Below are 14,117 nucleotides of genomic sequence, written 5' to 3'. Positions count from 1 at the left end.
CGATTATCCGTTGTTTTTACGGCGCAATCTGCTTTCTATCTCTTCATGCGCGGTTTGCGTCGCCTTGAGCGCGACGGTCACGCCGCCATCTTCATTGTCGGTGCGCGAGACGACGTCGCCATTGCGGTAGAGCCAGTCGACGAGCCCGAGCTGTTCAGGCTTGAGCGTGACGGTCAGCGTTTCCAGTTCGCCAGACACTCTTGTCTCGATGATCGCCTTCAGCACATCGATGCCCTCGCCAGTGGCGGCCGATATGGCAATCGGCGGCGCCTTGTTGCCGTCGATGCCGTCGGCGAGCAATCGCGCCCGATTGCCTTCATCGAGCCGGTCGATCTTGTTCCACACTTCGAGGACACGCTTGGTGTCGCCGGCATCGACGCCGAGATCGGCGAGGATGCGCTCGACATCCTCGGCCTGGGCGGCCGTGTCGGGGTCCGAAATATCGCGCAGATGGATGACCAGATCGGCCTCGACCACCTCTTCCAGCGTAGCCCGGAAGGCTGCAATCAGATGCGTCGGCAGATCCGAAATGAAACCGACCGTGTCCGAAAGGATGACCGGCGTGCCGTGCGGCAGTCGCACCCGACGCAATGTCGGGTCGAGCGTGGCAAACAACATGTCCTCGGCCAGCACCCCTGCTCCGGTTAGCCTGTTGAACAGCGTCGACTTGCCGGCGTTGGTATAGCCGACGATCGCCACCACCGGGAAAGGCACCTTCTTGCGCTTGGCGCGGTGCAGGTCACGGGTGCGCCGCACTGTTTCCAGCTCGTGCTTCAGCTTCTTGATCTTGTCCTGCAGGGCACGGCGGTCCGACTCGATCTGCGTTTCACCAGGACCGCCAAGGAAACCGGCACCGCCGCGCTGGCGCTCAAGGTGGGTCCAGCTTCGCACGAGCCGGCCCTTCTGATAGTTAAGGTGGGCCAGATCGACCTGCAGCGTGCCTTCCTTGGTCCGCGCGCGCTCGCCGAAAATTTCCAGGATCAGTCCGGTGCGATCCAGCACCTTGGCGTTCAATTCTTTTTCCAGATTGCGTTGCTGCACCGGCGTCAGCGGATGGTCGACAATAACCAGTTCGGCACGGCCCTCCTTGACGATCTCGGCGAACTCCGCGACTTTGCCGCTGCCGAGCAAGGTTGCAGGCCGCGGATCATTCACGGTCACCACCGCGGTATGGATCGGGTCGAGGTCAATGGCCTGGGCAAGGCCAACCGCCTCGTCGTGTCGGGCCTCGGCGGAACGCATCAGGCGCGGACGATTGGTGTCTTCGTCGCTGCGCGGCTGACGGGTCAGCACCGGCACGATGACCACGGCCCGGGTCGGGCCTTCGGCTTCCGTCCCCGGCTGATATGCTGGTTTTTCGCGAACGCTGCGGTCCGCGTCTTTCTTACGTGCCAATCAGGCGCCCTGGCTTTCCTCGCCATCGAACATCTGAACCGGCTGGCTCGGCATGATCGTGGAAATGGCGTGCTTGTAGACGAGCTGGGAATGGCCGTCTCGACGCAGCAGAACACAGAAATTGTCGAACGAAGTGACCACCCCGGTCAGCTTCACGCCGTTGATGAGAAAGATGGTGAGTGGGTTTTTGCTTTTGCGAACTGAGTTCAGGAACAGGTCCTGAAGATTTTGCGATCGTTCCGCCATTGTTCTTGTCTTTCGCCGATCCCCTTCGGTTTGCAGGCCAATGCGCCAAATTACCCGGCACGTGTCAAGCGCGCAAACACCATCTTGCCATCAATACGACAAGCAGAACGAGATATATTGATGTTCATTCCACCTGTGCGGTTATCAGGCTGGACTTTTTTCCGCAACGTCAAAAAAGGCTTGCCGCAAGGAAAGTGTTATCGAGCCCGGATGGCCGTTGGCGACGGGAGCACCGTCGATCGCCACGATCGGCATGGCGATTGTGGTGGCGGAGCTGATGAAAACCTCGCGCGCGGCTTTGGCTTCGGCGACCGAAAAGCCCCGCTCCTCGATTTTCAGGCCGAGCTTGGCGGCCACTTCGAACAGCGTGGTACGGGTGATGCCGCGCAGGATGCCGTGCTCGGCCGGACGCGTGACCAGCACGCCATCCCTGGTGATGATCCAGGCGTTCGACGATCCACCTTCCTTGACGGTGCCGTCGGCATCGACGAACCAGGCTTCCTGGGCGCCGGCTTCCTTGGCCTTCTGCTTGGCGAGCACATTTGGCAACAGGCCGACCGACTTGATATCAACCCGATCCCAACGGTTCTCCGGCACGGTGATAACCTTGATTCCGCTTTCGGCTCTCTCCGCGGCAGCAGCGGGGTCGGCTTTCCTGGCGGTCACCACCAGCGACGGTTTCGTGCCCGCCGGAAAAACAAAGTCACGGCTGGCGACGCCACGCGTCACCTGAAGATAGACCAGGCCATCGGTGACATGGTTGCGGCGGACCACCTCGCGCATGATGATCGGCAACACGCCCCGCGTGACCGGCCAGTCGATCAACAATTCGGTCAGCGAGCGGTTCAGCCGTCCGAGATGGCGAGGCATATCGACGATGAAGCCGCGCGCCACCTCGCAGACCTCGTAGACGCCATCGGCGAACTGATAGCCACGGTCCTCGATATGGACGAAAGCGTCGGCGTGAGCGACATAGCGCCCGTTCACATAGGCAATGCGCGGCATGGGGCACCCCTGGAGAAGTCAGCGCATGACCCCGAAAATCGAAATCGATTTTCGGGGTCATGCGCAAAAATCAAAATGCTACAGCGTCCTTTGAGCGCCCCAAAGACCCGCGGCGCTGCAGCGCTTTCTTATGCGATTCCGCCGGCGCCGTAACCGATAATTGCGTAGGCCAGGATGGATTGGCTATCAGACGCCCAGCGACTTCAGCTTGCGGTGAAGCGCCGAGCGCTCCATGCCGATGAACTCGGCCGTCTTCGAGATGTTGCCGCCAAAACGGTTGATCTGGGCGATCAGATAGTCCTTCTCGAACTGTTCGCGCGCTTCACGCAACGGTAGCGCCATGATGTGCTGATCGGACTGGTTGGGCGTGCGCGGCATGACATCGCCGATCTCGGCAGGCAAGAGATCGGCGGTGATCGGTGCATCGATATCGTCGCCGCGCGCCAGGATCATCAACCGCTCGACGTTGTTGCGCAACTGGCGGACGTTGCCTGGCCAGTTGTGCGCCTGCAGCACCGCCAACGCGTCGTCGCCGATGCGCCGCGGCCGGATGCCGGCCTGGCGGGCGATCTGCTTCATGAAATTGTCGACAAGATAGGGGATGTCCTCCCGCCGCTCGGCCAATCCCGGCACCATGACCGGAACCACCGCCAGACGGTGATAGAGATCCTCCCGGAAACGACCGTCGGCGATCATGGCCTCCAGATTCTGCGAGGTCGATGAGATGATTCGAACATCGACCTTGACCCGTTTGGTGCCCCCTACCCGCTCGAACTGCTGTTCGACCAGCACGCGCAGGATCTTGTTTTGGGTTTCGCGCGGCATGTCGGCCACTTCGTCGATGTAGAGAATGCCGCGATGGGCTTCCTCAAGCGCACCGACCTTGCGTTCGACACCGTTTGATTCGGTGCCGAACAGCTCGACCTCCATGCGTTCGGGCGTGATGTTGGCAGCGCTCAGCGTGACAAATGGTGCGCTCTTGCGCGCCGACAGCGTGTGGATGGCGCGAGCCGCGAGTTCCTTGCCCGACCCGGACGGGCCGATGATCATGACGCGGCTGTTGGTCGGCGCAACGCGCTCGATGGTCTGGCGCAACTGGCTCATCGCCGACGACATGCCGATCAGGTCGAAGGTTTCGCCGCTGCGCAGCTTGAGATCAGAAACCTCGCGTCTCAGTTTCGAGGTTTCAATCGCACGTTCGGCGATGAGGATCAGCCTGTCGGCCTTGAACGGTTTCTCGATGAAGTCATAGGCGCCGCGGCGGATGGCCGAGACCGCCGTCTCGATGTTGCCGTGGCCCGAGATCATCACCACAGGCAGGCTCGGGTGCATCGTCTTGATCTCGTCCAGCAGCGCCAGTCCGTCCAGGCGTGAGCCTTGCAGCCAGATGTCTAGGAAAATCAGCCTCGGCGCGCGGTCGGCGACCGCCGCCAGCGCGCTGTCGGCATCGAATGCCGTGCGGGTTTCGTGACCTTCGTCGCTTAGGATACCGGCGACAAGTTCACGGATGTCTTCCTCGTCATCGACGATGAGAATGTCAGACGCCATTACCGACCTTTTCAGTTTCTCTTTCGTTTTCCGTCCTGCCTTCGCCGCGCGACGGCACGGTGGCGGCGAGCGGCAGAATGATGCTGATCATCGCGCCTCGCCCGTCGTGGAAATCCGCCGGCGCGTCATGCAGTTCGAGCCGGCCGCCATGGTCCTCCACTATCTTCTTGACGATAGCGAGGCCGAGCCCCGTGCCTTTCTCGCGTGTCGTCATGTAAGGCTCGAGCAATCGCTGGCGATTCTCGCGCGGCAAGCCCTTGCCGTTGTCGATGACGTCGATGCGAATCGCACCATTCTGGCGCCCGGCTTGAATCCGAATTATGCCGTGCGAGCGGTCCTTTTGATCAAGTCCGTCAATCGCCTCGGCTGCATTCTTGATAACATTGCCAAAAGCCTGCGCCATCAGGCGGCTGTCGAAGGTGCCTTTGAGCGGTTCGTTGCCGAACACGCGCTCGAAGGTGATATCGGCGCGGCTCACTTCGACGAGGAATGAGGCTTCGCGCAACGATTCGCGCAAATCGAGGGCCTTCATTTCGGGCTTGGGCATGCGTGCGAAAGCGGAGAACTCGTCGACCATCCGGCCGATGTCCTCCACTTGCCTGATGATCGTATCGGTGCACTGATCGAAAACCTCGCGGTCCTCGGTGATGACCTTGCCGTAGCGGCGCTTGATGCGCTCGGCGGAAAGCTGGATCGGTGTCAGCGGGTTCTTGATCTCGTGGGCGATGCGCCGCGCCACATCCGCCCAGGCCGAGGAACGCTGCGCCTGGACCAGATCGGTGATGTCATCGACCGTCACGACATAGGATTTCTCCTCGGAACCGTCGTCGCCGGCCTCGACCGTAATTTGCACGTTGAACGTGCGCTCCGTACCGGCGCGATAGAAAGTCACCTGCTCGCGGTGGACAGGCTTGCCGGACTTGCGGCCGATCTCGAAGACGCGGCCGACATGGGGCAGCACGGCGGAGAGGTTTTGCCCGAGTGCGGCGGTGGCGGATATGGCCAGCATCGTTTCGGCCGACCGGTTGACGATGGTGACGATGCCATATGGATCGACGCCGATGACGCCGGCGGTGACACCAGCAAGCACGGCCTCCGAAAAGCGCCGCCGCTCGTCGATCAAGTCCTTGGCGGACAGTATCTCGTTACGCTGCGATTTCAGTTCCAGCAGCATCTTGTTGAAGGTATCGCCGAGCGATGCGACGTCCCCGTCGGAGGGCCGAACCGGAACCGCAACATCGAGATTGCCGGTCGCGACCTCGTCGGCCGCGCCGATGAGCTGGCGGATCGGCCGCACCAGGCGGTCTGCCACGGCAATGCCGGTCCAGATGGCGGACAGAATGATGATCAGCGTCAGCGACAGGTAGGGAAGTGCGAAGGCCACCTGCGAGGTACGGCGATTGTCTTCCAGACCGCGATATTCGTCGGTGTTGGATCTGACAATCTGCCGCGCCTTGATCACCTCGGGATCGACGAGCCGGATAGTGTAGAGATAGAGCCCTTCGATCTCGCGCAGCTTGACAATGGCGCCCATGATGTTGCGCGTCTTCGGCTCGATCAGCACCGGCCTGCCGCCGGCGGCACTGGCCATGGCGCCTTCCGGCGGCTCCGGCATGGCAAAATCGGCGTCGGTCTTGGCGCTCATGACGAATGAACCGTCGGGCCTGACCAGGGCGGCATGGGCCAGCGAGCGGCCGACGGCTTCCTTGTTCATGAGATCGAGGAAGCCGGTTCGATCGAGGCCGTAGAGCGTACGGGAGGCGTCGAGATCGTAAGCCATCGACAGGGTCGTTCCCTGGAGATTGCGGGCGTTCTCCTGCACGTAGGCGTCGGCGATCGACAGCGACGAATTGACGATTGTCTTGGTGCGGATCTCGAACCAGCGATCAAGGCCGATGTCGAGCGTGATCGAGGCGATGATCGCCACCATGATGGCGGGAATCGCGGCGACCAGCGCGAACATCGCCACGATCCGTACATGCAGCCGCGACGCCGCCTTGCCGCGCCGGCGCGCCATCACGATACGATGCACTTCGCGGCCGACCAGCGCGATCAGAAACAGGATGAACGCCGCATTGAGGGCGATAAGCGCCAGCGTTGTCCTCTCGTCCGGCGTGATCGGCGTGGCGCCGACGAGGATGGCGAAGGAGATCGCCGCCGTAACCAGCGCACCGACAATTGCCACCACGCCCGGCAGCGCAAGCAGCCGACGCCCGTCCCGTGTGCCAGGTTCGCTGAAAAGCGTTTTGCTCGGTGTCGGTGCCTGTGAAGCCATGTCGCCGTCTAGAGCCAGTGAATGCGTCGGATGTATGCAACGCATTGTGGCGATTATGCAACAAGTGTGACCTGGACGGAACTGTTTCGGTGATCGATCCCCCGAAAAGGCCTCGCTCTGTCGCACCAGCCCAAAAATCGGAATCGATTTTCGCAAAGCACGATGCGACACTTAAAGTGCTAGAGCGAACTTTCTACGTCCGAGCGGATGTCGCTTTAAGCCTGCCTGCTCGATTTGTAGACGTTGACGCCGAGTTCGCGAATTTTCTTGCGCAGCGTGTTGCGGTTGAGCCCAAGGAGCTCCGCAGCCTTGATCTGGTTGCCGCGGGTTGCCGTCATCGAGGCCAGGACCAGCGGATATTCGACCTCGGAGAGAATACGCTGATAGAGGCCGGCGGGCGGCAAATCGCCGGCGAACGAAGCAAAATAGCGCTGCAGGAAATGTTCCACCGCCTGGCCGATGGACAGATCGTCGGGAATGAGGTTGCCGCCACCGGGAACGACCGGCCTCTCGCCGGTCTTCAGTTCCGCCTCGATCACTTCGGCGGAAATCTCATCCTGCGAATAGAGCGCGGCCAGCCTGCGGACAAGATTTTCGAGCTCGCGCACGTTGCCTGGCCACGGATAGCGCTTCATCAGTTCGATGCCGCCTGCGGAAATGCGCTTGGTCTGCAGGCCTTCGCTGGCGCCGAGCTTGAAGAAGTGCCGGACGAGATCCGGAACGTCCTCAGACCGCTCGCGCAGCGCCGGCAGCCTTAGCGGCACGACATTCAGGCGATAGAACAGATCCTCGCGGAAAAGCCCCTGATTGATCAGCGTGCGCAGATCCTTGTTGGTGGCGGCGACGATGCGCACATCGGTCTTGATCGGCGTACGGCCGCCGACGGTGGTGTATTCGCCCTGCTGCAGGACACGCAGCAGGCGCGTCTGCGCTTCCATCGGCATGTCGCCGATCTCGTCGAGGAAGAGCGTGCCGCCTTCGGCCTGCTCGAAACGGCCGGTGGAGCGGTTCTGCGCACCGGTGAAGGCGCCTTTCTCATGCCCGAACAGTTCCGATTCGATCAGGTCGCGCGGGATCGCCGCCATGTTGATCGCGACGAAGGGGCCACCGCGGCGGCGGCCATATTCGTGCAGCGCGCGCGCCACCAGTTCCTTGCCGGTGCCCGATTCGCCTGAAATCATCACCGTTAGGTCGGTCTGCATCATACGCGCCAGCATGCGGTAGATATCCTGCATGGCGGCCGAGCGGCCGACCAGCGGCATCGTTTCCGGCGGCTCGTCGGCCCGCGCATCGATCTTCGGCCGTCGGGGCTCGGAAAGCGCCCGGTTGACGATGTTGAGAAGCTCGGTCAGGTCGAACGGTTTCGGCAGATATTCGTAGGCGCCGGTTTCGGAGGCACGAATCGCGGTCATGAACGTGTTCTGGGCGCTCATGACGATGACGGGAAGTTCCGGTCGCGCCTTCTTGATGCGCGGCAGCATGTCGAAAGCGTTCTCGTCCGGCATGACCACGTCGGTGATGACGAGATCGCCCTCGCCGGCCGCCACCCAGCGCCATAGCGTCGAGGCGTTGGACGTCACGCGCACCTCGTGGCCGACGCGCGAAAGCGCCTGATTGAGGACCGTGCGGATCGCCGCATCGTCGTCGGCGACGAGAATATTGCCGCGAACCGTCATTTGCGGTCTCCTTCGCCATCATCGTCTGTGCCGAACGGCGTTTCTTTCCAGGCTGGCATCAGGATGCGGAAGGTGGTTGCGCGCGGCGTTGAATCGCATTCGATGATGCCGCCATGCTCGCCGACGATTTTCGCGACCAGCGCCAGACCAAGCCCCGACCCGTTCGGCTTGGTGGTGATGAAGGGATCGAACAGGATCGGCAGGATATCTTCGGAGACGCCAGAACCGTTGTCGCGCACGCAAAATTCCAGCGGCAGCGACACGCGGCCCTGCGTTCCCGGAACGGAAACACGGATGCCCGGCCGGAACGCGGTCGACAGAGTGATCTCGCCTTGCGGGTCGCCGCCAATGGCCTCGGCCGCATTCTTGACCAGGTTGAGGAACACCTGGATGAGCTGGTCGCGGTTGGCGAAAACCGGAGGCAATGATGGATCATAATCCTCCAGTATCTTGATCCGCTTGGCAAAACCGTTCTTGGCAATCGCCTTCACATGGTCGAGCACGACATGGATGTTGACCGGATAGCGGTCGATGGGCCGCTCGTCGGAAAACACCTCCATGCGGTCGACCAGCGAGACGATGCGGTCGGTCTCGTCAGTGATCAGCCGGGTCAGGGCGCGATCTTCGTCGGAAGCGGAGAGTTCGAGCAGTTGGGCAGCACCCCGGATGCCGGATAGCGGGTTCTTGATCTCGTGGGCAAGCATCGCAGCAAGGCCGGTCACCGAACGTGCTGCACCGCGATGCGTCATCTGACGATCGATCTTGTCGGCCATCGATCGTTCCTGGAACATCACCACGACGGAGCCCGGGAATTCCGACACCGGCGCTACATAGAGGTCAACGACCTTCTCGATGCCGAGGCGCGGCGACGATACGTCGACCCGGTATTCGTTGACGGGTGCCCGGCGCTCGCGCACCTGGTCGACAAGCGTCAGCAGTGGGCTGCCGAAGGGAATGAGCTTGGGTAATGTGTTGCGGGCGAGCATGGTCGCGCTCGAGCGGAAGAAATCTTCGGCATCGGCATTGGCGAAGGTGATGACCCCTTCAGCATCGACCATGATCACCGGGCGGCGGATGGTGTTGAGTACGATGTGGGCGGCGTCCGCCATATCCATGCTCTGGGCAACGGTGGCATTCATGCTGCGCTCCGCAGGTTCATCGCCTCGGCAGCGCGTGAAAACACCTCGCGCAACGCGGCAACGACGCGGACGGGCTCGAAGGAGGTGAGGATGGCCTTTCGCCGCTCATCGACGACGCCAACGGCGTGGCGGTCGAGATACCAGCCAAGATGCTTTCGCGCCTGGCGCAGGCCGCTTTCGATGCCGTAGAGCGTTAGCATGTCCTCGTAGTGGGCAACGACGTAGTCGGCCAGCGCTTGCGGACTTTCGGGCACATCAGGCGCCGCCTCTTTTGCCGCGGCTGCCGCGATGCTGCCTGCCATCCAGGGTGCGCCGTAGTGCGCGCGGCCGATCATCACAGCGTCGGCGCCCGACTCGTCGAGGATCATTGCTGCCTCCGCCGGCGAGCCGACATCGCCATTGGCTACGACCGGGATCGACACGGCCTGCTTTATGCGCGCGATGGCGCGCCAGTCCGCCTTGCCCTGATAGAACTGACAACGCGTGCGGCCATGCACGGTCACCATCTTGACGCCCGCCTGCTCGGCGCGGCGCGCCAGCAGCGGCGCGTTGAGCGCGCTTTCGTCCCAGCCGAGGCGCATTTTGACCGTGACCGGCACCTCGACGGCGCCGACCACCGCCTCGATCAACGACAAAGCGTGATCGAGATCGCGCATCAGCGCCGAACCGGCATAGCCGCCCGTCACCTTTTTGGCCGGGCAGCCCATGTTGATGTCGATGATGTCGGCGCCCTCGCCCGCGGCAATACGGGCGCCCTCTGCCATGTGCGCCGCCTCACGGCCGGCAAGCTGGACCATGTGGACAGGCAGCCCGGAATGGTGGATGCGAAGGCCGCAACCGGCCCTGCCCCTGGCAAGCTCGCCGCTCGCCACCATCTCCGACACGACCAATCCGGCGCCATGCGCATAGGCACGCTGCCGGAACGGCTCATCGGTTATGCCCGACATGGGCGCGAGAAAAGCGCGATTGCGGATTTTCACACTACCCACATCCAGCGGCGAAGCCAATTTGGTCAGGTCAAGCATGCACAAAAACCAAGCATTTTTTACTGCTGCACATTCTCTAGCCAGAATGACAGCAATGTGCAACGCGCAATGACGTCACATTAAGGCGCATTTGGGAAAAATGCTGGCCTTCGGCCCATACCACGCCTAAAGTGCCGTGGGTCCTTGGGAAAGGGCGCTTGGCTCTTTGCATCTGCGCATGATCTCTTCCGAAAAGCGATTCCACTTTTCGGGATCATGCGCTAAGCGTCTCGGCATGACAGATGCAAGCGAAAAGCAGGCTTTGGCTGCGGACGACAGGGTTGCCGTGGTTATCGTCGCCGCCGGCCGCGGCGCGCGCGCCGGTCAAGCCGACGGACCGAAGCAATACCAAAAGATCGGTGGCCGTGCCGTCATCGCGCGCACATTGGATATGTTTTTGGCGCATCCGAGAATCGGTCCTGTCGTCGTCGCCATCCACGCCGACGATAGCGCGCTTTTTCGCAGCGCCGCCGGAGCCAACGCCGATCGGGTCGTCACGGTGACCGGTGGCGCGTCCAGGCAGGACTCCGTTCGGCTCGGGCTGCTGGCGCTGAGAGGCCATGCACCGAGCCAGGTTCTGGTCCATGATGCCGTTCGCCCGTTCGTCGACGCGGAATTGATAGACCGTACGATCGCCGCTATCGGCGAGCGCCAGGGAGCGCTGCCTGCCTTACCCGTCGCCGACACGCTGAAACGTGAGTCGGCCGCCGGCATGATCGGCGAGACGGTTTCCAGGAACGGGCTTCATGCCGCCCAGACGCCGCAAGGCTTTCCGTTCTGGCCGATCCTCGCCGCCCACGAAAAGGCCCATCACTTGGGCAAGGCGGACTTTACCGACGATGCCGCGATTGCCGAATGGGCGCATATTCCGGTGAAAATCATTCCGGGCTCGCCGGACAATGTCAAGCTCACCTGGGCAAGGGATATTTCGATGGCGGATCAGCGGCTTTCCGGTGAGCGGCCGCGTTTTCCGGACATCCGCACCGGCAATGGCTACGACGTCCATGCCTTCGAGCCCGGAGACCACGTCGTCCTGTGCGGCGTCTCCATCCCGCACGACAAGAAACTGGCCGGCCATTCGGACGCCGATGTCGGCCTCCACGCCTTGACCGACGCACTGCTCGCCACCTGCGGCGCCGGTGACATCGGCACGCATTTCCCGCCGTCGGATCCGCGGTGGAAAGGCGTGGCCTCGCGGATCTTCGTCGAACATGCGGCAAGACTGGTGCGTGCGCGCGGCGGGCGCATCGCCAATGCCGACATCACGCTGATCTGCGAGGCGCCGCGGGTCGGCCCACATCGCCAAGCAATGACCGAAACCCTTTCGGAAATGCTGGCAATTTCCCCAGACCGTGTCTCGATCAAGGCGACAACCAACGAAAAGCTCGGCTTTATCGGACGCGAGGAAGGCATAGCGGCTATCGCGACCGCCAGCGTCGTGTTTCCAGGGGATGTCCCCGAATGAGCAACAGCGATATCGCAGATGCCCTGCTTCAGGCCTGCCGACAGCGTGGCATCATGCTGGCGACGGCCGAAAGCTGCACCGGCGGCATGATCATCGCCGCCCTGACCGACATCGCCGGCTCTTCCACGGTGGTCGACCGGGGTTTCATCACCTATTCCAACGAGGCCAAGACTGAGATGCTCGGCGTTTCCGCCGCCACGCTTGAGACGCACGGCGCGGTCTCGCGGGAAACTGCGGTCGAGATGGCGGCCGGCGCGTTGGCCCATTCGCGCGCCGGACTCACCCTTGCCGTTACCGGCATCGCCGGTCCGGGCGGCGGCTCGGCGGAAAAGCCTGTCGGCCTGGTCTGGTTCGGTGTCGCCTTGACTGGCCGGCCGGTCGTCAGCGAATGTCATTTGTTCGCCGACAAAGGCCGCAATTTCATCCGCCGGGAGACGGTCAGGCATGCGCTTGAACTGGGCTTGCGCGCACTCGCCGCGGATCAGGCTGCCGGCGCTGCGCCATAGATGACATCAGCGCGCTTCTCGAACGCCTCGGAAAACATGCGGAAGGCGCGATCGAACATCGCTCCCATCACCGCACCCAGAATACGGCTCTTGAATTCGTAGTCGATGAAGAAGCAGACATTGCAACCGCCGGCGGCCGGCTCGAAACGCCAGGCATTGCTCAGATATTTGAACGGACCGTCGATGTATTTGACGTCGATGGCGTTCTCGTCGGGCTTTAGCAGTACCTGCGTGGTGAAAGTCTCGCGGATCGCCTTGTAGCCAATGCTCATGTCGGCGATGAGCAGGGTGCGTCCGTCGCGTTCCTTGCGCGAGCGAACGGTCAGCGCCTCGCAAAGCGGCAGGAATTGCGGATAGGATTCGACATCGGCGACCAGAGCGAACATCTGTTCCGGCGTATGCGCAACGCGGCGATGGGCTTCGAATTGTGGCATGAAACCAGTGTGTTAGGCGGACTTCCTGAGAAACGCTTCCCGCGCCGCGCGCAGCTTGGCGAAATCGTCGCCGGCGTGATGCGACGAACGCGTCAGCGGGCTGGATGCCACCAGCAGGAAGCCCTTGGTCTTGCCGATCGTCTCGAAGGACTTGAATTCCTCCGGTGTGACGAAACGGATCACCGGATGGTGCTTTTTCGATGGCTGCAGATACTGACCGATGGTCATGAAGTCGACATTGGCCGAACGCAGATCGTCCATCAATTGCAGGATCTCGTTCCGCTCCTCGCCCAGGCCAACCATGATGCCGGATTTGGTGAAGATCGACGGATCGAGTTCCTTGACCCGCTGCAGGAGCCTGATCGAATGGAAATAGCGGGCGCCAGGCCGGACCGTCAAATAGTTCGACGGCACGGTCTCCAGATTGTGGTTGAACACATCCGGCTTTGCCGCCACCACGATCTCCAGCGCGCCCTCCTTGCGCAGGAAGTCGGGCGTCAGGATTTCGATCGTCGTCGAAGGCGTTGCCGCCCTGATGGCGCGGATGACCTCGGCAAAGTGCTGAGCTCCGCCATCGGCGAGATCATCGCGGTCGACCGAGGTGATGACGACATGGGTCAGACCCATTTGCTTGACGGCATGGGCGATGCGCGCCGGTTCATCGGGATCAAGCGCGGTCGGAATGCCGGTGGCGACGTTGCAGAAGGCACAGGCACGCGTGCAGATCTCACCCATGATCATGAAGGTGGCGTGCTTCTTTTCCCAGCACTCACCGATATTGGGGCAACCGGCCTCTTCGCACACCGTCACCAGTCGGTGCGACTTCACGATCTCGCGCGTCTCGGCATATCCTTTCGAGATCGGCGCTTTGACGCGGATCCAGTCGGGCTTGCGCAGCACATTCTGGTCAGGCTTGTGCGCCTTTTCAGGATGCCGCAGGCGCGGCGCATTGGCGATCGTGTCGAGGACGGTGACCATCAGAAATCCAGTTCATTCGCGATCGCCTTCCGGCGTTCGCTTTCATAGTCATCTAGGACTTTTCGCTGCAAAGAAAAAGGCCGCGGCGGCGCATGCCGCCACAGCCGTTTTCGCATGGCAAGAGTTCAGCGACTAACGGCGCACCATGCGTCCTACCCAGATCAGCAGGCAGGCGCCGATGAAACCGGTGATCAGATAGGCGATCCAGCCGGTGCCGAAGGCGCCGATGTTGAGCGCCTGCAGGATGGCATTCAGCACGATCGCGCCGACGATGCCCAGAACGATGTTCATCAAGAGGCCCATGTTGCTTTTCATGAACATCTCGGCAAGCCACCCCGCCAACCCGCCGATGATGATGGCTGCGATCCAGCCCACGCCATTCACGTCCATATGCCCTCTCCTCTGGTGATAAATGCATCCGGAAA

The 14,117-nt window shown here is 62.0% G+C and carries 13 protein-coding genes; 2 read left to right on the top strand and 11 right to left on the bottom strand.

All coding sequences use genetic code 11. The features are described from left to right. Positions 1–3 precede the first annotated feature (3 nt). The 8 genes from hflX to dusB all read right to left on the bottom strand — a co-directional run bounded on the left by hflX (position 4) and on the right by dusB (position 10,309). Entirely contained in the window at positions 4–1,395 is a 1,392-nt protein-coding gene (hflX, locus tag NKH12_RS01085; protein ID WP_352951483.1) for a GTPase HflX, read from the bottom strand. Then, positions 1,396–1,641, bottom strand: coding sequence for an RNA chaperone Hfq (hfq, locus tag NKH12_RS01080; protein ID WP_006202172.1), 246 nt, complete (start codon positions 1,639–1,641; stop codon positions 1,396–1,398). It lies immediately after the preceding gene. Between the two features lie 144 nt (positions 1,642–1,785). Continuing rightward, positions 1,786–2,646 carry a D-amino-acid transaminase gene (locus tag NKH12_RS01075; protein WP_352951482.1) on the bottom strand — a complete coding sequence of 287 codons (861 nt, stop codon included), beginning with the start codon at positions 2,644–2,646 and terminating at the stop codon, positions 1,786–1,788. A 186-nt stretch (positions 2,647–2,832) separates the two neighbouring features. Further along, positions 2,833–4,194, bottom strand: coding sequence for a nitrogen assimilation response regulator NtrX (ntrX, locus tag NKH12_RS01070; protein ID WP_065008746.1), 1,362 nt, complete (start codon positions 4,192–4,194; stop codon positions 2,833–2,835). Continuing rightward, positions 4,184–6,514, bottom strand: a complete 2,331-nt coding sequence (locus tag NKH12_RS01065) for a sensor histidine kinase NtrY-like (RefSeq protein ID WP_502910717.1) — start codon at positions 6,512–6,514, stop codon at positions 4,184–4,186. The genes ntrX and NKH12_RS01065 overlap by 11 nt, the downstream gene beginning before the upstream one ends. Positions 6,515–6,684: 170 nt before the next feature. Further along, positions 6,685–8,145: a nitrogen regulation protein NR(I) gene (ntrC, locus tag NKH12_RS01060; protein ID WP_352951480.1), complete on the bottom strand. Its 1,461-nt coding sequence runs from the start codon at positions 8,143–8,145 to the stop codon at positions 6,685–6,687. Continuing rightward, the gene (locus NKH12_RS01055; RefSeq protein ID WP_192363203.1) at positions 8,142–9,284 is read right to left on the bottom strand and encodes a two-component system sensor histidine kinase NtrB; all 1,143 of its coding nucleotides are present in this window, start codon (positions 9,282–9,284) and stop codon (positions 8,142–8,144) included. Before NKH12_RS01055 ends, ntrC begins: the two co-directional genes overlap by 4 nt. Next, complete coding sequence (gene dusB / locus NKH12_RS01050; protein WP_352951479.1) at positions 9,281–10,309, bottom strand: tRNA dihydrouridine synthase DusB; 1,029 nt, start codon at positions 10,307–10,309, stop codon at positions 9,281–9,283. The genes NKH12_RS01055 and dusB overlap by 4 nt, the downstream gene beginning before the upstream one ends. Before the next feature lie 235 nt (positions 10,310–10,544). Between dusB and NKH12_RS01045 the strand changes: the two genes are divergently transcribed. After that, positions 10,545–11,774 (top strand): bifunctional 2-C-methyl-D-erythritol 4-phosphate cytidylyltransferase/2-C-methyl-D-erythritol 2,4-cyclodiphosphate synthase, encoded by a 1,230-nt coding sequence (locus NKH12_RS01045; RefSeq protein WP_352951478.1) that lies wholly within the window; start codon positions 10,545–10,547, stop codon positions 11,772–11,774. Next, entirely contained in the window at positions 11,771–12,280 is a 510-nt protein-coding gene (locus NKH12_RS01040; protein ID WP_352951477.1) for a CinA family protein, read from the top strand. The genes NKH12_RS01045 and NKH12_RS01040 overlap by 4 nt, the downstream gene beginning before the upstream one ends. Here NKH12_RS01040 and NKH12_RS01035 read toward each other — a convergent pair. The 3 genes from NKH12_RS01035 to NKH12_RS01025 all read right to left on the bottom strand — a co-directional run bounded on the left by NKH12_RS01035 (position 12,256) and on the right by NKH12_RS01025 (position 14,082). After that, positions 12,256–12,714, bottom strand: coding sequence for a type II toxin-antitoxin system RatA family toxin (locus NKH12_RS01035; protein WP_352951476.1), 459 nt, complete (start codon positions 12,712–12,714; stop codon positions 12,256–12,258). The two genes, NKH12_RS01040 and NKH12_RS01035, sit on opposite strands and share 25 nt — an antisense overlap. Before the next feature lie 12 nt (positions 12,715–12,726). Continuing rightward, positions 12,727–13,692: a lipoyl synthase gene (gene lipA / locus NKH12_RS01030; RefSeq protein ID WP_352951475.1), complete on the bottom strand. Its 966-nt coding sequence runs from the start codon at positions 13,690–13,692 to the stop codon at positions 12,727–12,729. Positions 13,693–13,824: 132 nt separating this feature from the next. Beyond that, on the bottom strand, positions 13,825–14,082 hold the full coding sequence (locus NKH12_RS01025) for a GlsB/YeaQ/YmgE family stress response membrane protein (protein WP_352951474.1): 258 nt from the start codon (positions 14,080–14,082) through the stop codon (positions 13,825–13,827). Positions 14,083–14,117: the final 35 nt, after the last annotated feature.

It is taken from the genome of Mesorhizobium sp. M1322, from assembly GCF_040318085.1.
In the GTDB taxonomy this organism is placed as follows: Bacteria; Pseudomonadota; Alphaproteobacteria; order Rhizobiales; family Rhizobiaceae; genus Mesorhizobium.
The sequence above is the reverse complement of the archived record's forward strand: the minus strand, read 5'-3'. Positions and strand labels throughout refer to the sequence as shown.